The 21,781-nt window shown below is 59.3% G+C and carries 19 protein-coding genes and 1 pseudogene; 17 read left to right on the top strand and 3 right to left on the bottom strand.

Annotated features, from left to right (window positions below; genetic code table 11):
• Positions 1 to 1,497: 1,497 nt before the first annotated feature.
• Entirely contained in the window at positions 1,498 to 2,064 is a 567-nt protein-coding gene (locus tag GNZ13_RS24470) for a hypothetical protein (protein WP_172168993.1), read from the top strand.
• Between the two features lie 70 nt (positions 2,065 to 2,134).
• Here the strand turns inward: GNZ13_RS24470 and GNZ13_RS24465 are convergent.
• Positions 2,135 to 2,535, bottom strand: a pseudogene (locus GNZ13_RS24465) (MFS transporter); the annotation flags it as partial.
• Positions 2,536 to 3,094: 559 nt separating this feature from the next.
• Between GNZ13_RS24465 and aspT the strand changes: the two are divergent.
• The 3 genes from aspT (at position 3,095) to GNZ13_RS24450 (ending at position 7,367) form a co-directional block, all read left to right on the top strand.
• Positions 3,095 to 4,786, top strand: coding sequence for an aspartate-alanine antiporter (gene aspT / locus GNZ13_RS24460; protein ID WP_172168990.1), 1,692 nt, complete (start codon positions 3,095 to 3,097; stop codon positions 4,784 to 4,786).
• Positions 4,787 to 4,846: 60 nt separating this feature from the next.
• Positions 4,847 to 6,502 carry a bifunctional aspartate transaminase/aspartate 4-decarboxylase gene (locus GNZ13_RS24455; RefSeq protein WP_172168987.1) on the top strand — a complete coding sequence of 552 codons (1,656 nt, stop codon included), beginning with the start codon at positions 4,847 to 4,849 and terminating at the stop codon, positions 6,500 to 6,502.
• A gap of 463 nt (positions 6,503 to 6,965) precedes the next feature.
• Positions 6,966 to 7,367: a hypothetical protein gene (locus GNZ13_RS24450; protein WP_172168984.1), complete on the top strand. Its 402-nt coding sequence runs from the start codon at positions 6,966 to 6,968 to the stop codon at positions 7,365 to 7,367.
• 232 nt (positions 7,368 to 7,599) lie between these two features.
• On the opposite strand, the gene GNZ13_RS24445 is transcribed toward GNZ13_RS24450, so the two are convergent.
• Positions 7,600 to 8,502 (bottom strand): LysR family transcriptional regulator, encoded by a 903-nt coding sequence (locus GNZ13_RS24445; protein WP_172168981.1) that lies wholly within the window; start codon positions 8,500 to 8,502, stop codon positions 7,600 to 7,602.
• A gap of 196 nt (positions 8,503 to 8,698) precedes the next feature.
• Here GNZ13_RS24445 and GNZ13_RS24440 point away from each other — a divergent pair, with 196 nt between their 5' ends.
• The 6 genes from GNZ13_RS24440 to GNZ13_RS24415 all read left to right on the top strand — a co-directional run bounded on the left by GNZ13_RS24440 (position 8,699) and on the right by GNZ13_RS24415 (position 14,838).
• Positions 8,699 to 8,836 carry a DUF3563 family protein gene (locus tag GNZ13_RS24440; protein WP_172168978.1) on the top strand — a complete coding sequence of 46 codons (138 nt, stop codon included), beginning with the start codon at positions 8,699 to 8,701 and terminating at the stop codon, positions 8,834 to 8,836.
• Positions 8,837 to 9,223: 387 nt separating this feature from the next.
• Entirely contained in the window at positions 9,224 to 9,514 is a 291-nt protein-coding gene (locus GNZ13_RS24435) for a hypothetical protein (protein WP_154562303.1), read from the top strand.
• A gap of 654 nt (positions 9,515 to 10,168) precedes the next feature.
• Positions 10,169 to 10,525, top strand: coding sequence for a methyl-accepting chemotaxis protein (locus tag GNZ13_RS24430; RefSeq protein ID WP_407945660.1), 357 nt, complete (start codon positions 10,169 to 10,171; stop codon positions 10,523 to 10,525).
• A gap of 199 nt (positions 10,526 to 10,724) precedes the next feature.
• On the top strand, positions 10,725 to 12,317 hold the full coding sequence (locus GNZ13_RS24425; RefSeq protein WP_172168972.1) for an MFS transporter: 1,593 nt from the start codon (positions 10,725 to 10,727) through the stop codon (positions 12,315 to 12,317).
• Between the two features lie 1,981 nt (positions 12,318 to 14,298).
• Positions 14,299 to 14,517 carry a hypothetical protein gene (locus GNZ13_RS24420; protein ID WP_172168969.1) on the top strand — a complete coding sequence of 73 codons (219 nt, stop codon included), beginning with the start codon at positions 14,299 to 14,301 and terminating at the stop codon, positions 14,515 to 14,517.
• Between the two features lie 42 nt (positions 14,518 to 14,559).
• A complete protein-coding gene (locus GNZ13_RS24415; protein WP_172168966.1) occupies positions 14,560 to 14,838 on the top strand; it encodes a hypothetical protein in 279 nt (92 codons plus the stop codon).
• A 392-nt stretch (positions 14,839 to 15,230) separates the two neighbouring features.
• On the opposite strand, the gene GNZ13_RS24410 is transcribed toward GNZ13_RS24415, so the two are convergent.
• The gene (locus GNZ13_RS24410; protein WP_172168942.1) at positions 15,231 to 15,395 is read right to left on the bottom strand and encodes a hypothetical protein; all 165 of its coding nucleotides are present in this window, start codon (positions 15,393 to 15,395) and stop codon (positions 15,231 to 15,233) included.
• Between the two features lie 692 nt (positions 15,396 to 16,087).
• On the opposite strand from GNZ13_RS24410, the gene GNZ13_RS24405 reads away from it, so the two are divergent.
• The 7 genes from GNZ13_RS24405 (at position 16,088) to GNZ13_RS24375 (ending at position 21,678) form a co-directional block, all read left to right on the top strand.
• Complete coding sequence (locus GNZ13_RS24405; protein ID WP_172168963.1) at positions 16,088 to 17,185, top strand: AraC family transcriptional regulator; 1,098 nt, start codon at positions 16,088 to 16,090, stop codon at positions 17,183 to 17,185.
• A gap of 259 nt (positions 17,186 to 17,444) precedes the next feature.
• Positions 17,445 to 18,377: a hypothetical protein gene (locus tag GNZ13_RS24400; protein ID WP_172168960.1), complete on the top strand. Its 933-nt coding sequence runs from the start codon at positions 17,445 to 17,447 to the stop codon at positions 18,375 to 18,377.
• 46 nt (positions 18,378 to 18,423) lie between these two features.
• Positions 18,424 to 18,996, top strand: a complete 573-nt coding sequence (locus tag GNZ13_RS24395; RefSeq protein WP_172168957.1) for an OsmC family protein — start codon at positions 18,424 to 18,426, stop codon at positions 18,994 to 18,996.
• A 690-nt stretch (positions 18,997 to 19,686) separates the two neighbouring features.
• Positions 19,687 to 20,064 carry a hypothetical protein gene (locus tag GNZ13_RS24390; protein WP_172168954.1) on the top strand — a complete coding sequence of 126 codons (378 nt, stop codon included), beginning with the start codon at positions 19,687 to 19,689 and terminating at the stop codon, positions 20,062 to 20,064.
• 66 nt (positions 20,065 to 20,130) lie between these two features.
• On the top strand, positions 20,131 to 20,565 hold the full coding sequence (locus GNZ13_RS24385) for a hypothetical protein (RefSeq protein WP_172168951.1): 435 nt from the start codon (positions 20,131 to 20,133) through the stop codon (positions 20,563 to 20,565).
• Positions 20,566 to 20,755: 190 nt separating this feature from the next.
• A complete protein-coding gene (locus tag GNZ13_RS24380; RefSeq protein WP_172168948.1) occupies positions 20,756 to 21,406 on the top strand; it encodes a toll/interleukin-1 receptor domain-containing protein in 651 nt (216 codons plus the stop codon).
• 41 nt (positions 21,407 to 21,447) lie between these two features.
• Positions 21,448 to 21,678 carry a hypothetical protein gene (locus GNZ13_RS24375; RefSeq protein ID WP_172168945.1) on the top strand — a complete coding sequence of 77 codons (231 nt, stop codon included), beginning with the start codon at positions 21,448 to 21,450 and terminating at the stop codon, positions 21,676 to 21,678.
• Positions 21,679 to 21,781 lie beyond the last annotated feature (103 nt).

Here is a 21,781-nt window from a genome sequence, read left to right as displayed (position 1 = left end):
GCGTTCTCGAAGCCTGGTATACGTTTGAAGCCGACTCTGTCGAAAGCGCGCTGAGGCAATGGTGTGCCGAAAACGGCATCGAGATTCTTGAGACGTGACTGGCCGTTTAGTCAGGCGACAAAATGTCTGGCCGCACGGGGTACTTAGGGAATTCAGGCGCCGCCGTGACAAACAATCACCGAGCGTATCCGCTCCGAGTCGGATCAGAACTCGCCGGTCCCAATTGTCGGCAATCGGCCAGGAGGCGACGTTCGGTCGTCGCCACGTGCAGACGTTCAGGTGTCGACTTCATCCCGGAAGCGGCCGTTCACGACGTCGAACGTTCTTCATCGGCCGTGTCTGGCGACAATTACTTCTGCCGGCAGCGACAACTGATTTGCCGTTTACCCGCCACGGAACTGTTGAGGTTTGGTCCGTACACGTCCGCCCACGCCCCGCGGGAAGCACATAAAAAGAAGACAAAGCCAAATACTTGTCCTGCGCGTGACCGTGCGTTCTGCAGGTTCAATCAGCTCGCGCGCCTCCACGCACAGACCCCTCTTTCACGCGCATTCGGTATCAACGATGTCGTCGCGGAACTCCGCGCTCTGCGCGCCACGGTGCTGCGCCGCTGGCAGAAGACTTCACCGGGCGGGGCGATGGCGTTTCAGGAGATGATCCGGTTCAACGAGGCCATGACTAGGTGCTTGCAGAAACGGTACGCCACTCAGGACAGCAGTACCCCAACGCCAGGTCGCACGAATTTAGGCTCCCGTGGAAGGGTTCGCCCCGGACCAAGGCGCAGCTATGGTCTCATGCAGTTCACGAGCCAACGGGACTGGCCGGCTTCTGATAGAGCGCATCGAAGCCATTCTCGCGGATCGCCCCGTAATCCGTTTCGCCGAGTTGCCGTAGGAGCGACGAGAATGGCACGGCTAATGTCCGGCATTTGCCGTAAGGCAGTGGCAACCGCCAGGCCGGGAAGATCTGGCATGTCAATGTCCAGAATGAACGAGTGGGGGCCGCCAGGCCGCAGCCACCTGCAGAGCCTCGCAGCCGCTGTAGGCTGCTCGCGCATCAAAACCAAGAACCGTGCGATCTGAATGTGCCGCCCTTTTGTCCGATTTTCATCAGGTCGCGGCAAATAGCGTGAACTACACTGGTTTTCGCCATGCGCCTTTAAAGCGTGGCTGACTCACGAAGTCCTCATCGCGCGAACCTTTGTGCATCTCTGCTGCACTTGTCCCCCAACACCAGGCTAAAACCGCGCGCCTGGTGAAAGCGTTTCGTCGTTCACTACTTCGGCCCGCACCTGGGCTATCCCGCCTCGCATCCGGAAACAGTCGGCCGCTCCGGGAGCTGCTCGTTCTCCGCTCGTCGAATGTTCAGAGCGACACAGCCAGGTAGCACCGTGGCCATTTCCCATTCATTGCGTGGATTTGAATCAGGGATCCAGCGGCCGGTTGGGCCCTGCCCGTCGCGACGTCAAACGCCTGAGTCGCCAACAAGGAGATGATGATGAACACCCGCCATATGAGCATTTTGTCGGCAACCGCCGTGGCACTGCTATCGCTGAGTGGCGCCGTGCAGGCCGACGGCCAGTGCTCGAACGCAACACTAAGAGGAGCATATGGATTTCTCGGTCACGGAGAAATTCTTGGCTTGCTGGACTCGAATAACGTGCTGCATCCGTTCGCCAGCGCGTCGATTCTCGATGACGTCGCCCTCGTGACATTCGACGGCAAAGGCACGTTCACACGCACCGACTTCGGCAGTATCAATGGGGTGCCGAAAGGTGGCCAGACCACCTTCAATCCTTATCAGGGCGGCACCTACACGGTGAACGCCGATTGCACCGGCACCATGTCGGTGATCTATACGGCCGGCGGACCGGTGCCGGCCAACGTTGAGACCGACCTTAACATCGTGGTCACCGACGACGGAACGCAGGTCGAGTCGGTGGTCTATCGGGCGTTCGTCCCGTTCGCCCAGTCGGCGCCTGGCTATGACTGTGCGTCGAATTGCGTGCAGGGTGTGCAGGAAGCCTTCGAAGGCAAGAAGGTGTCGGTGCATGGGTTGAGGTAGCCGGGTGACGGATGGTTCGATGCTGGCCGCCGGTGTGGCAATCGGCGGCCGTCTCGCCCCAAAGCCCCGCTCAATGCCCGTGGCGCGCTTTCACCACAACCGGCGCACGCTTCGTCTGTCGACCTCAACATCAACGTCACGACGGCCGACACCGCCAACGTCGCGCCGACCACATAGAGTCCCGCCGCATAACCGCCGGTCACGTTCTTGAGCCAGCCGATCGTAAACGGTCCAACGAAGCCGCCCGGATTACCCACCGGGTCGATCGTCGCAACCCCCGCGGCCGCGCCCGCCCCGGACAGGAACTTGCTCGGCATCGCCCACAGTGGCGCCTTCGTCGCGCTGATGCCGACGTTCATGATCACGAGCGCTAATACGATCATCAACGCAGCGGCCGGCGAACACGAAACCGACGCGCGCCAACGCATAAGGAGTCACCACGTGCCATGTGCGCTCCTCGGGACGAGGCGATGCAGCCTCTGGCAAACCAGGCTGTCAGCAGGCTTACTGGATGGTAAGGCGATCCGGGAGCCGATTGGCTTCCATCAAAGCGCCGCACGACATCGGGACAACGAGGTTCGAACGGGCGGGTGGATCGGCGAGCGTTCATTCTCGGCGGAAGCCTTAGTCGTCCACATTGGGCGGCAGGCGGCCATCTACGGACGTTGCCCCCGCTTCCACGTGGACGTTCGAACGTCGGCTGTGCCCAGACAGCGGACGTCCACGCCGAACGTGCCGGTCGCACTAAAAGACCGATAAAAGACGGATGATCAGCGTTATGCGTCCAGTTAATAATAAATGCATTTTGCAGAGTTAATCGGGAGTCTTGAGCGTATTGAAGCCAGCAACAAAAAGGAAAGATTGTGTTTCAGCTTTCATTTCCTACACTAATTCGAAGGTCCTTTCATTCCCGAACGTCCTGCCAGCGCATCAGACGTCTCAGCGGTACACGGCAGGGCCGGTTCCTAACGCCCGTTTTGTATCTGCCTATTGAATATACCCTCGAAAATCAGCCCAACAAGGAGCGCGTATGTCATGGCTTACAGCAACACTACGCAGTTATCCGGAGATCGCCGTTTTTCTGTCGCTGGGGATAGGGTATTGGGTAGGCGGGAAGAGTTATCGCGGGTTCAGCCTCGGTGCAGTGACGGCGACGCTGCTGGCTGCCATCGCGATCGGACAGCTAGGCATCGTCATCTCCGTCAACGTCAAGTCCGTGTTTTTCTTGATGTTTTTATTCGCCGTCGGCTATGGCGTCGGCCCGCAGTTCGTCCGTGGAATTGCGAAGGACGGATTGCCGCAAGCGTTGTTTTCTGTCGTTCAATGCGTATTGTGTCTCGCAGCTGCCTATGCGGCAGCGAAGCTAGCGGGCTATAGCGTCGGTTCGGCCGCGGGTCTCTTCGCGGGATCGCAGACCATTTCGGCATCGATGGGCCTTGCCACGGACGCCATCAATCGCCTGGGATTACCCGCCAACGAGACGAAGGCGCTGCTGGACGCGATGCCGACCGCGTATGCCGTGACCTACATCTTCGGCACCATCGGCTCCGCACTGATCCTAGCGACGCTCGGTCCGAAACTGTTGGGTATCGATCTCGTTGCGGCGTGCAAAGAATATGAAGCGATGCTCGGAGCCACGCAGGAACTCGGCGGCACAGGCCAGGGGTGGCATCAGTATGAATTGCGCGCCTACCGGATTCCGGAGCAGGGCCCGGCCGTCGGCATGACGGTGGGACAGGCGGAAGCGAGCGCCCCGGTCGGAACCCGACTGTTCGTCGAACGGATCAGACGCGGCGGCACGGTCCAGGAGGCAAAGCTCGGCGACGTGCTGCAGGCGGGCGACGTGGTCGCCATCGCTGGGCGACACGAGCAGCTCGTCGAGGTACTCGGGCCGCGCGGTGCTGAAGTCGACGACCCGGAGTTGCTTGCGGTGCCGGTCGAAGGCGTCGATATCTACGTGACGAACAAGGAAGTGGACGGCAAGACGCTGCAGGAACTGGCGGCGCAGCCGGCGGCGCGGGGCTTGTTCCTGCGCAAGATCAAGCGCGGCGCGACGGAAACGCCGATCCCGGTATTGCCAAGCACCAGGCTACATCGCGGTGATACGGTGACGCTCGTCGGCCGCACGCAGGACATCACGGCGGCCGCGAAGGTACTGGGCGTGCTCGACCGGCCCACCAACGCGGCGGATATCGCGTTCGTCGGCTTCGCGATCACGCTAGGCGCGCTGATCGGCGCCGTGGTGCTCAAGGTCGGGGCGATTCCGATCACGTTGTCGACGGCCGGCGGCGCGCTGATCGCGGGCATTGTGTTCGGCTGGCTGCGCGCAATTCATCCGACCTTCGGACGCATCCCCGAGCCGACCATCTGGTTTATGAACTCGGTCGGCCTGAACGTGTTCATTGCGGTGGTCGGTATCACCGCGGGGCCCGGCTTCGTCTCGGGTCTTCAGCAACTAGGTGTGAGCCTCTTCCTGTGGGGCATCTTCGCGACCAGCGTGCCGCTCATCCTCGGCATGTTCATCGCGAAGTACATTTTCAAATTCCACCCTGCGATTCTGCTCGGCGTGTGCGCCGGAGCGAGAACGACGACAGCCGCGCTCGGCATGATCTGCGATGCGGCCAAAAGCCAGGTACCGGGTCTCGGTTACACAGTCACCTACGCAGTCGGCAACACGTTGCTCACGATCTGGGGGATGGTCATCGTGATGCTGATGACCTAGCTCCCCAGATTCGCGCATTCGCCTTTCTTTCACGCAGCTCATCATGTCTGGAGGTGTTGGATGACAAAGTCCACTAAAGCAGGCACGGACGATCGCTCCAAGATGGCGGCGCTCAGCCCGTTCGAACTGAAGGACGAACTCATCGAGGCAGCGGGCGGCGGCGCGGTGGAGCGTCCGGCGAACCTGTCGATGCTCAATGCCGGTCGCGGCAATCCGAACTTTCTTGCGACGATTCCCCGCCACGGCTTCTGGCAACTCGGTCTCTTCGCGATGCGCGAATCCGAGCGCTCGTTCGCCCATATGCCGGAAGGGCTCGGCGGCTTTCCGAACCGCGAAGGCCTGGAGGAGCGTTTCGAAATCTTCGCTCGCGACAACAAGGGCGTGCCGGGCGTCGACTTCTTGCGCGCTGCCGTTTCGTATGTGCGCGATCAGCTCGGGCTCTCCGCCGGCGAGTTCCTCTACGAGATGTGCGAAGGCATCCTCGCCTCGAACTATCCGGTGCCGGACCGGATGCTCAAGCTCTCGGAGATCATCGTCGGGCAATACCTGCGGCGCGAGATGATCGGCGCGCATCCGTTCATCGGCGAGTTCGACATCTTCGCCGTCGAAGGCGGCACGGCCGCGATGACGTACATCTTCAACACGATGCGCGAGAACCATCTCATCGAGGCGGGCGACACGATCGCGCTCGGCATACCGATCTTCACGCCGTACATCGAGATTCCGCGCCTGAATGATTACCGGCTCAATGTCGTGAATCTCGAGGCCGATGTGGAAAACCGCTGGCAGTACTCGAAGAAGGAACTCGACAAGCTGCGCGACCCGAAAGTGAAGGCGTTCTTCCTCGTCAATCCGAGCAATCCGCCTTCGGTAAAGATCAGCGATGAGAGCCTCGAATATATCGCTGACATCGTCAAGGAGCGTCCCGACCTGATTCTCCTGACCGACGACGTCTATGGCACCTTTGCGGACGACTTCGTGTCACTGTTCGCGCTTGCACCGAAGAATACGATTCTCGTGTACTCGTACTCGAAGTACTTCGGCGCGACTGGGTGGCGGCTTGGCACGATCGCGACGCATCGAGACAACGTGCTGGACCGGTTGCTGTCGGAATTGCCGAAAGACGTGAAGAAGGAATTGCATCATCGTTACGAGTCGATCACGACAGAGCCCGATAAGCTAAAGTTCATCGACCGCCTGGTGGCCGACAGTCGCACGGTAGCGCTGAATCACACGGCGGGCTTGTCGACGCCGCAGCAAGTACAGATGGTGCTGTTCTCGCTGTTCTCGTTGATGGATACGCCGGACGCGTACAAGAATGCGTTGAAGCGGCTCATCCGCAGCCGGAAGCAGGCGCTGTATCGCGAGATCGGCATCAGCTTCGATGACGATGACGAGAACAAGGTCGACTACTACACGATCCTCGATCTCGAGTTCCTCGGCGAGCGAGCGTACGGACGCGACTTCGTCGATTGGGTGATCAAGAACACTGAACCGTCCGAGGTACTGTTCCGTCTCGCGAGGGACGCGCGGGTCGTGCTGCTGCCGGGGCGCGGCTTCGGCACGCAGCATCCGTCGGGCCGCGTGTCGCTCGCGAATCTCAACGAAAGCGACTACGTGAAGATTGGCCGCGCGATCCGGACATTGCTTGGCGAATACGTCGACCGCTACAACGCCTCGTCGGGGAAGAATCTTGATAAGAGCAAGGTGCTCTGACAAGCTGCTTCGGTCGCGATCGCGGGCCAGACTATTACCGGCGGGGACGACAACGTTCAGGAGATCCATGACTGGCTCGACGCACACGAGCATCCGGCGGACGGCATAACTGCACGAACGACCGTTGTACCTTGGAAGCGGTCATTGCGGTGGCGCCGGTCCGAACGGCAGCTGTGGGTCGAGTCCGGAAGCTGACTTCGTGCGGAAGCGCATCGTTCGATGCCCGTCATCCATGGAGCTGCACCGATAAACGCAAGGGCCGAATTCCGGTTCCGGTCAAAACGGCGGCGTCCAATCACGGTGTAATATTCCGCGGATGTCCACGTTATTTCTCGGCCTCGACGCCGCGCAGAATTAAAGCATCCATGACGAGGACGGCAGGCTGGTCAAAAGGCCTGGAAACCGCTCCAACGGTACCTATGGTGGCGTCGGCCGTAACAACGGCATTGATGGGAAATACATCATGTCAACCGAGTGGAAGCGCCGCGCCTGGCTGTTTATCCAGCGTTTCTGGCAGCCGACCAGCGCATGCATGACCTGCATGCCAGGGAGTTGGGGCAATGTCATGAGCCTTGCCCACTGGACGATTGCAATCCATACAGGTCTGCTCACCGGACTCCTAGCCGTACTTTTGACCTTCACGCCTGCGGCGAAACTCTACGTGCATCGATACGGCAATGCGCTAGTCGTAGGCGTCCTGACAACGTTAGGCGACGCCTACTCGCACGCGAGTCACTACCGCATCCCCTATGTCGAGCACATCGTGACGGGTGTTATTTCAGGTCTCTTGACGCTGGCTGCCTCATATCTCTTTGAAGACCGCGCGCGACGCCTTCGGGCGGCATGGGCTCGGGTTTTCGAATAACTTATCCGTTGACTTTCTGAACCCTCCTAGTCGAACCGAAAGAGGCTCCCCGATTTGGTTGCGCATCTTTGCTGGGCAGCCTGAGCGTGGACAACGGCCGTTTGGGTCCGTTACACGCCCCTGCGTCAGGGTTCGGCCAATGTCGGTCATTGAGCCCAGCGTTAAGACGGACATTCGAACGTCGGCTCCATTCGAGTAACGGACGCTTGGCGGCGCGATCATCGCGATTCAGCTAACTGAGGAGTCTCGATGCCGTCCGGACGATTTCATCAACGAACACTTTGACCATGGGATGGTTGCGCTCGCCGCGGCGATAAGCGACGTAGATTTTGCGGCGAACCTCGGGCCTCAGCTTTACCCATGCCACGCCGCGCGGCGAGCGTAGCATCCTGAGTCCGGGGGCGACTGACACCGAGCAACCGGAGGCGACCATCGCTTCGACCATCTCGGATCCGCGGCATTTGGCGTTGGTCAGAGGCTCAAATCCGGCGCGACGGCATAAATCGGCGACGAAGCTGCCGAAGGGTCCCCTCCTCGATTCCATTGCCCAAGTTTCGTGCCTGAGATCGGCTAGGCTAAGCGACGGTTTTTTGCTCAGCGGGTGGTCAGTCGAGACCGTCACGTACCACACATCCTCGGCCAGCGGCACAACCGTGACGTGTTCCCGATTATCGCCCGCGACGATTGAGAGATCGTCAATCAAGGCGATGTCCGTTCTCCAAGACCGCAGTGCCGCCATCCCGTCAATCGCCTCCAGTTCTTCGATGGCGATCTCCAGGCGCGGAAACGCGTGCCGCAGCGCCTTGACCGTGTCAGGGAGTACCACGGACGCGATCGACGGAAACGCGGCGACGCGCAGCTCGCCTGCTATCTCACGCCGAAGCTCTGCCATTTCCGAGCGAGCCTCGTCCATCACGACCATCAGCCGCTCGGCGTGCGCCACCAGCGCGTGGCCCGCCGGAGTAAGCCTGACCCCACGGCCGATACGCTCCGTAAGCTTGACGCCGGCCTCCTCTTCCAGTTGTGCGATCTGCTGTGACACCGCCGAGGGCGTCAGGAACAGAGCCTCAGCGGCGGCTGCCATCGTGCCAGATCGCGCTAGCTCCAAGAGCGCCCGCAGTCGACCGACTTCCAAAGTACGTCCCTCCTGAAAAAACGGGCTGATTCAACAAAATCACTAATGTATTGCATAAGAAACGATAAGTATACGTAAGCATATTTGCCGCCTACGATTGAATCGTCTAGCAGCGTCAGAGAACAGCTGCGAGACACATGCGTAGCGCCGCGTCTGGCCAACTGCGTCACTGGTAAGCAACTTCTTGGAGATTATTATGTTTGCCTTCCTTCTCACACGGATTGGCCTCTGGTTCGAGCGCGCCGAACAACGGCGCAATGACGAGTACCTGGCGGGCGCGCGAGACCTTGCCGAGCTCGAACGGCGTATGCGCTCGCTGGAAAGCTGCTGCTGACTGAGTAATGCCTCCGCGATCAACGGACCAAAGAGTACGCCGCAGCAACCCTTGCGGTCACCGACGATTTCACCGTCCGTCGTGATCCGCAAGCTGCCGTTCGCGCGATGAGGCTGTGGCCGTCCGCAACGGGTCGCGTGATGCCGATCGCCGTCGGACAGTGACCGGCCAATTGGGGACGTTGGCTGAAGGCACCTGGATTTTGCACCGCTTCTCAGGTTTACTACGGCGGTACAGTTACTACACTTGGTGTGGGTCGCGGAAGTCAGGTGCGCGGCCTTCTCAATTACTTCCACGCACTACACGCTGTCGGAAAGAGCAGTTACACGCTGCACACATTGTTCGTGCGGCATGCTCGTTTCGCTGGTCAAACAGGAGGATGCAATCATGCAAACTGTTATAAGGAGATTTTCCGGAAAGGGTGCAAAGGAGTTGTTCGATCTGCTGGAGAAGCGCACGGCTGACGTCGAAGAACTGATGCGTTCGGTCAAAGGCTTTGTCAGCTACACCCTCGCACGCAGCGGCGATGGCGGATTCTCGGTGACTGTTTGCCAGGACAAGACAGGCACTGACGAAAGCGTGCAGAAGGCGAAGGACTGGATCGCGAAAAACGCCGGAAACACGGGCGTGGGCGCGCCGGAGATATCGGAGGGATCAGTCCTCATTCACCTGAAGTAACTTTGCCTTGCGACTGGCAGCGCGTGAGTTCAGCGGGCGGATTGGGACGTGCGCCACCGGCCTCACCGTCCACTCCTCACGCTCAAGTCTTGCCGGGTTCGTCCAGACCTGCCTTTTGCAGATCCTCCGGGCTCGTCACAATGCGGCACTTCTGGCTCTCATGCCGCCTGACATGCATTCAACGGACCCACGTCCGTACTATTCAGAAAAGCAGGGCAGGCAATCTGTTTTCTTCTTCATCGAGCGGCGAGTCGCGAACAAGCCGACGGACGCGACTCATGTCAAACGTTGAACGGCTGCTTCGGAGAGAACTGACCGGCCGGAGTGGGTCGATCAGCGACATTCGAAACGCCCAAGTGGACGCCTAGGAAAAAGGCCGAATCTTGAGAGCACCCCAACTGGGGGTAATCGTCCTTTTCGTGCAAAATCTGGCGCTTTGATTCTGAAAATCCATATGGATCTCCAGCTTGTGCAATCGTTGGCAGCGCGAAAGCCGCCGAACTGTAGAGCCTTGCTGCAAGAGGCTCCGCACGAGGCGACCGCCAGATTTTGGCTATTTCCGCCCATCCCCCGAAATATGCAGTTCACTAGATATTTCGGGGGATGGGCGGAAATAGCCAGGTTCGCAAACTGATCGGCAATGCGGTCGGTAAGGTGGGCAGCGGCGCCGAACAGGTCGAAAAGGCCGGCAGCACGATCGAGCAGGCGCGCGACGCGATCGCCAAGGTCACCGGCTTCGTGCAGGAGATCGCCGCGGCGGCTACGGAGCAAAGCGCCGGGATTGATCAGGTCAATCTCGCCGTCACGCAGATGGATACCCTGACGCAGGAAAATGCGGCGCTCGTCGCGGAGGCGACCGCTGCCGCGCACTCGCTGACCGAGCAGGCGGGGATCCTGCAGGCGGCCATGGAATCGTTCCGGGTACAGGGCGGTTTGGGTCATGAGCTTCCACGGCAGGCAACGGCGTTTGCGGGAAGCAAGCCATCGCGCAGGTTCGCGGCGGTGACCTGACGCTGCGCTGAGATACCCGCGCACCGGCGCGCGTCAAATGGCTTGCTAGTTTGAACCGGGAGTGCCACAGTCGTAGCGTTCTGCGATGCCGTCGCCGCCGGTTCGCCTGCGCGTTCCACGGAGGTCCGGCCGCAGCGGTGTGCCGGCGTGTCGCGTCACGACACCGGCGGATTCTCCTTGCTGTTCCACGGAGCACGCCATGACTGCCGCCGTCGCCATGCATGTCCCAGGCAGGCAACTGTTGCCGTTTCGCGAGTCGTTGTTGGCGATGCTGGGTGTCGCATTGGTCGCGATGCTGGTCGCTCTCGATCAAACCATCGTCGGCACCGCGCTGCCGAGGATCGTCATGGAGCTCAAAGGCTTCGATCTTTACGCGTGGGTCGCAACGTCGTACATGCTGGCCTCGGTCATCACGATTCCGATTTTCGGCCGGCTCGGCGACTTGTACGGCCGCAAGCCTTTTCTGCTCGCGGCGATCTCGCTGTTCACCATCGCTTCCGTGATGTGCGGCATGGCCACCAACATGCTCTTCCTCGTGATCGCGCGAGGCCTGCAAGGCATTGGCGGCGGCATCTTGATCGGCACCGTGTTCGCGACCGTCGCCGATCTGTTCCCCGACCCGAAATTGCGTCTGCGCTGGCTGGTGTTCGTGACGTCGGCGTTCGGCGTTGCGAACATCGTCGGACCGACGCTCGGCGGTGTGCTGACCCAGACCGCGAGCTGGCGCATGGTGTTCTTCGTCAACGTGCCGGTGGGCATCGTCTCGCTGCTGTTCGTGTACCGCTTCCTGCCGTCGCTGCGCCAGTTGCACAAATCCGGGCCGGTGCAACTCGACTGGCTCGGCGCGTTCGTCGTCGCCGTGACCTTCGGTGCGCTGCAACTGCTGATCGAACTCTTGCCGAAAGAAGGCATTAGCAAGATGACGATCATACTGACCGTCATCACGGTTGCCTGCGCGCTGACGCTGTGGTTCTGGGAAAAGCGGATGGGTTATCCGGTCGTGCCGGTGGATGTGCTGGTGGATCGCAAGCTGGCCGCGCTCTTTGCGATGTCGTTACTGGGCGGTTTTGCGCTGTTTTCGCTGGTTTTTTACGTGCCGCTGCTGTTCCAGGGCGGCTATGCGATGTCGCCTCACGACTCCGGCATGCTGATCACGCCGCTGCTGCTCGGCACGACGGTCGGCAGCGTGTTGAACAACCGTATCGTCACACGGATACGGCGGGCGAATGCGCTCATGTATATCGGCTTTGCGCTCTTCGCGATCGCCTGTCTTAGCCTCGTCGCGTTGAAGGGCAACGAACCGCATCTGGTCTGGATGTCATGCATGGGGCTAAGTGGGCTCGGACTCGGTCTCGTGATCACCAATCTCACGATCTGTTCGCAGCAGATCGTCGCGCGCGACCATCTCGGTGCGGTCACCGCGTTGCTGCAATCGCTGCGGATCCTCGGCGGGATGCTCGGCACCGCGATTACCGGTGCGCTGCTCGGGCATCTGTACGCGAACGGCGTGCACCGGTCGCTGGATGCCTATCAGGCGACGCAGTGGCTTCAGTCGTTCGCCAGCCCCGAGTTGCTGATCGACCATGCGCAGCAGTCCGCGCTGATCGAGCGGCTGCTCAGGGCGGGCCACGCCGGCGACGCGATGATGAGTTCCGCGCGGGGCGCGCTCGTCGAATCGATCCACGTCGGCCTTACGGTAGCGGCCGCAGCGGCGCTGGTCGGGTTATGCCTCGCCTGGTTCGTGCCCACTGTGCGTGTCACTTATCCGGACCTCGACGCGCAAACCGAATAGCGCGCGGTTTCTGAAGGAAGACGGAATTCGTTGGACTGGGTGCCGTTACCAATCAAAGACTTGCCAACGAATTTGGTCGCTTACTTCCATTCGCCTGAACGGAAATGACTGGACTATCCGGATTTCGCCGGGAATTCGCTGGACTACCCGGACGGCATGAGTGACGGATTCCTTTGAGATGACGGGCGATGGCGTGGGTGTCTGTCTGGCGAGAATCGGCCAGCTACGGCCATTCGCCCACGCCATTGAGCGGACATTTGAACGTCGGCTTTACCGTTGACAGCGGCCCTTCATTGGACGATGCCATCCGGCGCGTCTCGGCCGGCACGGTGCCAATTGCTACCCACCTTGAGGGCAAGCTGGCGGATCGAGTCAGCGACGGCAGCGTGCGGGGTCATCAGATTGTTCGGCACGCCTCCGCGCACATCCGGCACGCATCGCTGCATGCCCCGCAGTGCTCGGGTGCATGACCTGCGCATTCGTCCGCGCATTCGTCGCAGATCCGCGCGCAAAGCGCACAAAACTCAGGGGCGAAACGGCTCTGCCGCGCCAGCGCGGCGGACGTAAGCCGGCATAGCGACGCGCAATCGACGTTGAGCCGAATGCACTTTGCCAAGCCCGCGACGCCGGGTTCTTCAAGGCACGCGAATGCGCAGCGGCCGCAAGCGGCGGCACACGCATCGCATGCATCGATACACGGTTGATAGGCTTCGGGGTTCATCGTATCGAGCTCCAGATTCGAGAAAGTAGGGCAGGCTTCGCACGAGCGAGCGCCCGCTTTTCGCTGGCGTGCACGATCGCACCGCACGGCGCCCGCTTCCCGTTTGATGGACGAGAACAGCCGAAATGGGCGCTACGGGCGCGTGCGTCGTACGGGTTCGGCCAACGCTCTGCGTGGCAATGGACCCGCAGCCGACCGCATGCATCAGAGTTTGCCCCGGGGTGCCAGTCCAGTCATACGGGCTGCGCAGCGGCAGGCCATTACGCGCATATACCCGTAGCCAAGTGTAGTCCACCGCAAGTAACGTCGGCGACGTCATCATGTTGACTTGCCCAACATCCTCGTGGCCCCGGCTTCGGGCAGTTTGTTGAGCCAATCTCGTACGCGCGCATTCGGACTGCGTCCCGGGTTAGTCGTACTTTTCCTGCGAAAACTGGCGGTTACCGTGAATCAATGTTCGCTTCGTAGAACGGTGAGGGGCAAGCTCAGCGTCGACTAACGCCATCCGCATCCCTCGGAAGCCGTCTAACTTGATTGAATGGAGAATCACCCGGGAACCCGCGCCGGAACCTGTGCGATTTTTAGGCAGCAAGTTAGACAAACTCGCGTAACCCTTTGATTTTTATGTCGATGCGTGGCGACCTGTGGTGCAGGTGATCGGGAAATTCAAATCCTCTTGCCCCGACCAATACCAGCAAGGGTTTGCGGGTTTTATTCGTAAACCCTGTCTAACAAAGTCCGCAGGTATGCTAGGTGTTTCTGACGGGAATGCCTGGCGCGCGGACTTCCGTGGGCCCGCTCACACGTCATGGCGGGTGCCAGCATTCCGCGGCCGCGAGGGTGGCAGTACCCACGCTGCGCGCCTTCCAATGTCTGTCGTGCAGCATTGATTCCCAGTCCACCCGCTGAACAGACGCGTAAGGCGACTCGAGGCAACGCCCGGTCGCGTTAAGCATGCGGTGTCACCGGGCAGTACTCGGCCACGAACGGTCGGTCGACATCGACGTCCGGATCGTTGACGATGCGCGAAGGTATTTGGATGGAGCGTTCCCATGCGAATTCTCGTTGCTGTCCTGCTCTCGCTGGTCAGCGAGCTTTGCTGTTACTGCCTACGATGTACATATCATTCGTAAAGCGTTTTGGGCCGAAGAGTCGGAACCCCAATTCACCCCCGCAGAGTGGCAGAGCGACCTCGGCGGTGACGAACAGGTCCAGCTTGTCCAACGTGACGACGAGTAGGGCAATCGTTTGGAGACAGCCATGCATTTCGACTACCAACAGTTCCACATCGACGCGTCACCTCTTGATGAAGGCGGCCATTATTACGCCCGCGCAAAGATCTACCGGCGCGCCTCGGCGAGTGGCGATGCCGTCGAGGTGAAGTATTCGGGCGACCTCGGCGATTATCCCTCCGACGCGGGTGCTATTGAGGCGGCGCAGCGCTGGGCGATTCATTGGTGCGACGAGAACTCGGCTTAGGCCGCCTGCTACGATTCCTCGAGAATCACGCTGGAGACAGATATGGCCGAAGGGAAAGAGCAATTTAAAGAGCACAAAGGGTTCACTATCCGTGTCCTAGCTGTTCCGGAGTATTCGCCGCACCCACCAGACATCCAGTTCGGGTATGTCGGATACGTTTGTCGCCCCAGCGCCGATATTCGCTATTCACCTAGCAGGGTGAATTTCTCTCACGCGATACCTGACCTGCCAAATGCAGAGGCCGCAGAGCACGCCGGGTTCGCCGAAGGGCGGTCGATCATCGACGGGACGCATCCGGATTTATCGGTTGATGGTCTGTAATTTCGGGTGTCGCCCGGAGCTCGATTACCCATAGCCATTAACGGTCGTTGGCAAGCTTTCTCATGCAGTCATTCGAACGTCGGCTTCAAGTTGGCAACGGACGCATGCGTCCCGATCGCGTCCGTCGCATCGTCATCCATTCCGTACGTTGGTGAACCGTTGGTTTCCGTTACTCGCGAATGTCCGCATACTTTGCTGTCAAAAGAGTGAACCCGATATCCCACGCTTTGTTTAATTGGGGGCACCTGCTTGTGTTTGCGCCAGCCGTTGACCTGAAGCCATACTGTCGTAGGCTAACCATTAGGATTATTCCACTGCTCTTGCTTGTCTATACGTATGCTTCCATCTTGCGTCCGAGTAATCCACCTAGCGTGCGTTACCGACGTACAACACTACCCCTTGTTGAACAGGCTCACGACACGGGACATAGATTTCGCTGCCAGAACGAGCAGAGCGCCGGAGAGGCTGTAGTCGACGTGGTGCATCAGGTCGGTCAAATAGAACATGCTTAGCGCGATGACCGGGTGGTACATCGCACGGCTTATCAGGCTTTTCATCGGCATCTCACACGGTTTCGTTTGCCCGAACCGGTAAGTCACTGTGCGTGAACCGATCTGCGCAAGTTTCGTGGTGCGCCAGGCTTCCGGAATCCGTGGAAGATTTGGCTGCGAAGTACGGATGACGCTGATCTGCCACGCCCCGTCCTGTGATGAACTTTGCCTCTCGCAACCTGTTGCCGTCCTGCCCGTGCGTCGACGTTTCTTGTCCGATCGTCCAAGTCTTGCCGATGGTTCGCCTGTCCATTGCAGGGCGTCCAGAAAGCTTGTCCGATCCTCCGGCGGAAGGGTGGGATCTGGTTGCACGCGGTTGTATCGCGCAGCGATGCGGCCCACACTCAAAGGTATCGAGGTAGACCCAAAGGGGTTGTGATGACGAGGCAAGATGTCACCGCGTTGACCCACCGCGAATGCAAATCGCGATTGCCACGCAGACCATGAACGACAGAGGAGCGCGCAGACTCAGGACGGCCTGACGCCGGAACTAATCGGAGTCCGACATGCTCGCTAATGGACCGCCTGCGGACATCCACACGCATCCCGCAGCGATGCATCAAGCTTGGTGAAATCATCAGTAAGGGATTTGTCATTGACCGCCGCCGGAGGTATAACATGTACCCCTTGGCCAGATTGAAGATTGACCGGCATCCCGGCTCCCTTGCCCGGGAGATCGCATTTCACGCGAGCTATTCATGGATGCAGTTTCTGACGTTCTGCGCGCTGTGCGCCTGAGCGGCGCGGTGTTTCTGAACGGGACCTTCACGGCTCCGTGGTGCATGATAGGCCGCACAGATGCGGCGCTCTGTGCAGCCTATCTGCCGCAATCCGAGCGCGTGATTTCATATCATCTGATCATAGAAGGCAGTTGCTGGGCTCAACTGGCAGACGACCCCAATTCGGCTATTCATCTCAATGCTGGCGAACTGCTGGTGGTGCCGCAAGGTGAAACGCATCTGATGGGCAGCGCCGTCGGTCTTTCGCCCGTGCCATCGGAGTCGCTATTAGCCGGCCAGATGGCGGCAACACCTGGCGAGGTGATGACGCTGTCCTACGGAGGCGGGGGACCTACGACTCGCATCGTATGTGGCTTTCTGGCGTGTGACGATACACTGAGCAACCCTCTGCTCTCATCGCTGCCTCGACTCTTCAAGATTGATATGCGCCACGATCCGCGCGCGGCATGGCTTGAGTCTTCACTCAAGTTTGCTGCTGCCGAGGCGGCGGAGTCGCGGGCGGGCGGGACGATCGTCCTCGCCAGACTATCGGAGCTCCTGTTTGTCGAGGCGGTCCGCAGCTGTATTGAAACGCTACCTGCGGACCAGACAGGATGGCTGGCCGGAGTGCGCGATCGCTATGTGGGACGTGCGCTCTCGTTGCTCCATGCTAAATCGGTCCATCCCTGGACCGTCGATGAGCTTGCACGCAAGGTGGGATTATCGCGCTCCGCGTTGGCACAACGCTTCACCGATCTTCTTGGACAACCGCCAATGCAGTACCTGGCGCGATGGCGCATGCAGATCGCGGCGCAGGAACTTCTGATCGGCAGTAAGTCACTCGCCGCTGTTGCGGAGCAGATTGGTTACGAGTCGGAGGCAGCGTTCAGTCGAGCCTTCAGGCGGGAATTTGGAATGCCGCCGGCAGGCTGGCGCAAGAGCAAAGGAAAGATGAACGGCGCTGCCGAATCTGCGCAGACCGTACTCGGCGCGAGTGGCATCACGCCACCACCGCATCAGCGACCCGACTGCCAAGCCCAACGGTGCCTCGATAACACCAGCGAGCGCACGATCTGATCGGCGGCTCATTGCCGTAATTGGCCAGATCGCCAGATCGCTAGCGTGCCCGCGGCCATGTCCAACGCAACGTTCATTCACACGCGTCAATGCTGACCCAGGCGTTTCGGTCATATCTCCCGGCGGCCCAATCATAGAACATCAGGTCTCCCAATCGTACATTCGAGCGTACCGGAATGCCAGATCAGCCATCTGGTCCTGACCGGTAGATGAATACTCACAGCTCGACCGCATGTCGATCCATATTGGGAGAAATGCTATGAACGCAGTATCGCGAGTCTCTGACCGCGACCGTTACGCCCGTTGCATTCGCGCTTCAAAGATGATTAGTTGGGACATCGATCGCGATGTGATTGGAGGCCGCACCTTCGACACGTCCCAGAAATATCTGCCCGACGGGCTCTCACTGGCTCCGAATTTCATCACGCTCTCCGAGAGCGAGAAGCGTTTCGTCAGCCAGATTCAGGGACGCACGTATGCCAACGTGTTCGGAATGGTAGAGCGCTTCATCAACGCCAAGGTGCTGGAAGTCAGCCGTGACTATTGGCTCGGCGACCAGGTGGCGCTTGAGGCGTTGGTCCGGTTTAGCGACGAGGAACTCAAGCATCAGGCGCTGTTTCGTCGCATCGACAAGATGATCGGTGAGACCCTTCCACCCGGCTATCACTTCGACGCCGATCCGGATGGCGTTGCCTCCGCAGTCCTCGGGAAAAGCACGTGGGCCGTATTGGCGCTGACGCTGGATATTGAACTGTTCAGCCAGCTCCACTACCGCCAGAGTATCGATCCAGACGATCAGCTATCGGAGCTATTCAAGAACGTGTTCCTCTACCACTGGAAGGAGGAGAGCCAGCACGCCATCCTCGACGAGCTCGAATGGGTCCGTCACGACGCCACTGTGACGGACAGTGATCGCGACAAGGCTGTTGACGAATTGATCGAGCTGGTCGCCGCGATCGACAGCATTCTGCAGGCGCAGGCCGCAGCCGACGCGCGCTACTTCAAGGCGAACTGCGGTCGCGCAGTCGACGAGGCGGAAACCCTGTCAGTCGAAGCGAATTTCCTCGAGGCTTACCGGTGGCAATACATCCACTCGGGTGTACGTCATCCCCATTTCGGGAAGGTCCTTTATAGCCTCATTTCCGAAGACCAGGGCATGCGCATCCAGGCCGCACTCGCCACACTGCAATGAGATTTGCCGAAGCTGAACAATCCACTTGTGTTAAAGGAGATGGGATATGAATTCCAATGCACGGACCAACGAACTTAACATCGTTAACGGCCTCAACGTCGACGACCTATTCGCGCTGATCGAGGTCATCAAGGGGGATGCCTCGAAAGCCACCACAAGCTGGCGCGTAGCGACGACCTGGCAGGGCCAGACCCGGACTCGCGCCGAGGTAGAGGGGTTCTCGATCGGAGGGCAGGATGTGTCGCGCCGGTTCACGATCGATATCGATGAGCCTTGCGAACTCGGTGGCTCGAATAAGTTTGCCAATCCTCAGGAGCATCTGATCGCGGCGCTAAATTCCTGCATAGCGGTGGGTTACGTGGCGCAATGCGCCGTCCGCGGGATTACGCTCGAATCCCTGGAGATTGAGACTGAGGGTGAAATCGACCTCAGGGGTTTCCTTGGGATCGACCCGCAAGTGGCAAACGGCTACGAGAGCCTGCGTTACACCGTTCGTGTTAAGGGCAGCGGTACCAAGCTGCAGTTCGCCGAAATCCATGACGCGGTAATGGCCACTTCCCCCAACGTCTACAATCTGGCGAATGCCGTCGCCTTGAAATCGACTCTTCTGGTCGGGTGAACTTCGAGATGTGGGCGCCGTGACCCGAATCGTTTCCGTCGCGCCGCCTTTTTGAAAACGGAAGGAGGTATCCGCAACGGGGGATAAGCCTCAGCCTTGCTGAGTACTTAGCGCAAAAGCCTTCCTGGACAAGATCTAACTGGAATCGGGTAGGCCGCAAGCCGAACGCCCGCTTGGAAAGAAATAGTTTGGCCCGTCACGCGCGAGTGCACGCGAGCCAAATTCCTCGAACCAGGCGTTCGCCAACAACGCCGCCCGCCGACCGACCGCTCAGGACGGATGCTGTTGAAAAAGTCGCTCCGTAGCTTTTTCAGTTCGCTCGCGAAGAAATCGATCTATCAGATCGGCCTACAAGCCGCTGGCGACCACCGGTCAAGGGTAGGAAGACCCCTTAAAACCTCGCGACAGCGACCGACAGCGACTTTTTCAACAGCATCAACGAGGACCCGTCGGCGGACCTGAACGAGCGAAAGGCCGCTGTACCTCGCAAGCGGTCGTTCAATTCTTGCTTGGCCGAAGGGCCGTAGTGGGTCGAACTCGGCCCTTGGTTGTGGTCGCGGCCGTATCTCTGATAAGGCTTCGCTATAATCAATCGCTTCCCGGCATCGCAATGTCGAAAAAATGTCTTCCACGCGAAACAGATCCCCCGGCCGAGCCCGCAGGCCGCTGACGAAAGCACTTCTATTGCCGATGGATCGCGCCTCCGCCAGTGAACGGTCTCTTTCCTGTCATCTTGCGCTGGTCGCATGCCGCGACGGACATGGCAACAGCCATCTGGTCAATGAACTTATGCGCGCGGTGTACCTGAGCTGGTATCTGCAGCGTGCTGGTTATGGCAACCAACTGGTGGAGCAGTTCAAGATCGCCGAATATGCGGTCGAGAGCACCCTGGCGCACGCTCATGAGACGGGAGAGTGGCGGCTCGCGTCTGAGGTAATCAGCGACTTTGAAGCGCTGCTGACGCTGTATGACACCCAGCTCGCAAGGGCTCCTCTTCACGAAGTATTCGAAGCGGAGCGACAGCTGAGGGTTTTTCTGACGGGAACGGACCGTTCGCCGATCCCGTAATCGACGTATCGGCGAGCCTTAACAGATTACTATTCGGGCGGAGCACTTGCCGCAGGGGCAGTTGCATTGTTGATTCGGTTGTCGACAAACTTCGGATTCCTACGCATTTTACATAATTATATTAATCAATTTTTCATCATCATCATCATCATCGACATCGACATCGACATCGACATCGACACGACGGGAGCGGCCTTGCACGACACTGCGATATCTGTGCGGTTGGGACCGAGGCTGCAACAGGCGGCAAAGGTGAAAACCGCAAAGAGGCGGGTCGTAGTCGAGCGCGAGGGCAGGGTTGGGGACTACGCTGCGCTGCCCGCAGACTTAGCGAACGGCAGTTTCTCGGCCATTGCCGTCATTCGGGTAACGGCTCTGGTCAGGCGGCTACACGTTGCTTTGCGGACGTTCGCAGTTCAGCCATCGCGAATGACCGGCCTCACCGGAACAGGACGCGCAGCTTCGGACCCGGAGCGGCCCCTAGGGAGAGATTGTCGGTAACGGACTGTCGGCTCACCCATGAACATGCGAGAGCCGACTGGAGCAGAGCAGAAATTGACGGGCTCATTAGCTGTTGCTTTCGTCTAATATCAATCATCACAAGGCGGCGCAGTTGTAGAATAATCCAGCTGCCCGGTCCATGTACTGAGCGGTCCGACAAAATAGTTCTACAGGAAGCTCTCTCGATTAAATGACAAACTCCAGCCCATCAGAGAGAAAATCGCTGTTCATATCTCACGCGACACCGGAGGATAACCCGTTCGTTCTTTGGCTTGGAGCAAAGCTAAGTGCTATGGGATACGAGGTCTGGGCAGACGTCATGCGCCTGCGTGGAGGCAGTGACTGGGCAAGAGAACTGGAAAATGCACTTCGTCATGGTGCGGTCAAAGTCTTGCTGGTTTGCACGCCGGCCGGCCTCGAAAAGCAAGGCGTTCGTAACGAGATCGAGATTGCCACAGGACTTGCTCGCCGGATCGGAGATAACGAATTTATTATCCCCCTCCGATTGGAGCCGTTCGACCCACCTTTCCGGATTGCGCATGCGCAATACATAGATTTCTCTCGGAGTTGGGCCAACGGTCTGAGCGAGCTCTCCGAGCTTTTACAGGAAAAAGGATTGCCGCGAAGTGCCCCTGGAGAGATGCAAGGTTGGCTGAATTCACAGACCACTGGATCAGCACGGCTGTTTGTCAAGTCCGAACCGATGATGTCGAACTGGCTGGCTATCAAAAATAATCCTGATCGCATTCGATATTGCGAACCGCCTGTTGGATCCCCGCATGACCGCTTTGTCGTCAGGCCCATCGCTGGCCAGTGGTGCCGCACCGCGGCGGAGTTTTAACTTTCGCGAGTCCTGATCCGGACAGCCACCTGAACACCGACATGCCAGCAAAAGAAGTCGGATCGATTTCGGTTGATGAATTCCTCGAACACGGCTGGAACGAACTGGGGGTTGATTCGTTCCAGGCCAAGAAAATCTATTCGGATATTGCTTCGCAGGCGTTCGAACGTTATTTCAATGAGCGCGGCCTCAAGGGCTACTCTGGTTCGGGAGGCAGACTGAGTTGGTGGGCCGATATCAAGACAGCCCCTCTAGGAGACCGTCGGAGTTGAGGTGAAGCGTAATTCAAAACACTTCAAGGTCCGACTGAGTTCGCGCCGGTTTGCGGACTCACTTCGTCGTCGACACGCAATGAAAGCAATTTGAAGGCTGATT

It is taken from the genome of Paraburkholderia elongata (genome assembly GCF_013177735.1).
GTDB classification, from domain to species: domain Bacteria; phylum Pseudomonadota; class Gammaproteobacteria; order Burkholderiales; family Burkholderiaceae; genus Paraburkholderia; species Paraburkholderia elongata.
The sequence above is the reverse complement of the archived record's forward strand: the minus strand, read 5'-3'. Positions and strand labels throughout refer to the sequence as shown.

What these genes read in the sequence shown, in the direction of transcription:
- GNZ13_RS24470 (WP_172168993.1), top strand. Translation starts at nt 1,498, where the DNA reads ATGAACACCCGCCATATGAGCATTTTGTCGGCAACCGCCGTGGCACTG.
- aspT (WP_172168990.1), top strand. Translation starts at nt 3,095, where the DNA reads ATGTCATGGCTTACAGCAACACTACGCAGTTATCCGGAGATCGCCGTT.
- GNZ13_RS24455 (WP_172168987.1), top strand. Translation starts at nt 4,847, where the DNA reads ATGACAAAGTCCACTAAAGCAGGCACGGACGATCGCTCCAAGATGGCG.
- GNZ13_RS24450 (WP_172168984.1), top strand. Translation starts at nt 6,966, where the DNA reads ATGTCAACCGAGTGGAAGCGCCGCGCCTGGCTGTTTATCCAGCGTTTC.
- GNZ13_RS24440 (WP_172168978.1), top strand. Translation starts at nt 8,699, where the DNA reads ATGTTTGCCTTCCTTCTCACACGGATTGGCCTCTGGTTCGAGCGCGCC.
- GNZ13_RS24435 (WP_154562303.1), top strand. Translation starts at nt 9,224, where the DNA reads ATGCAAACTGTTATAAGGAGATTTTCCGGAAAGGGTGCAAAGGAGTTG.
- GNZ13_RS24425 (WP_172168972.1), top strand. Translation starts at nt 10,725, where the DNA reads ATGACTGCCGCCGTCGCCATGCATGTCCCAGGCAGGCAACTGTTGCCG.
- GNZ13_RS24420 (WP_172168969.1), top strand. Translation starts at nt 14,299, where the DNA reads ATGCATTTCGACTACCAACAGTTCCACATCGACGCGTCACCTCTTGAT.
- GNZ13_RS24415 (WP_172168966.1), top strand. Translation starts at nt 14,560, where the DNA reads ATGGCCGAAGGGAAAGAGCAATTTAAAGAGCACAAAGGGTTCACTATC.
- GNZ13_RS24410 (WP_172168942.1), bottom strand. Translation starts at nt 15,395, where the DNA reads ATGAAAAGCCTGATAAGCCGTGCGATGTACCACCCGGTCATCGCGCTA.
- GNZ13_RS24405 (WP_172168963.1), top strand. Translation starts at nt 16,088, where the DNA reads ATGGATGCAGTTTCTGACGTTCTGCGCGCTGTGCGCCTGAGCGGCGCG.
- GNZ13_RS24400 (WP_172168960.1), top strand. Translation starts at nt 17,445, where the DNA reads ATGAACGCAGTATCGCGAGTCTCTGACCGCGACCGTTACGCCCGTTGC.
- GNZ13_RS24395 (WP_172168957.1), top strand. Translation starts at nt 18,424, where the DNA reads ATGAATTCCAATGCACGGACCAACGAACTTAACATCGTTAACGGCCTC.
- GNZ13_RS24390 (WP_172168954.1), top strand. Translation starts at nt 19,687, where the DNA reads ATGGATCGCGCCTCCGCCAGTGAACGGTCTCTTTCCTGTCATCTTGCG.
- GNZ13_RS24380 (WP_172168948.1), top strand. Translation starts at nt 20,756, where the DNA reads ATGACAAACTCCAGCCCATCAGAGAGAAAATCGCTGTTCATATCTCAC.
- GNZ13_RS24375 (WP_172168945.1), top strand. Translation starts at nt 21,448, where the DNA reads ATGCCAGCAAAAGAAGTCGGATCGATTTCGGTTGATGAATTCCTCGAA.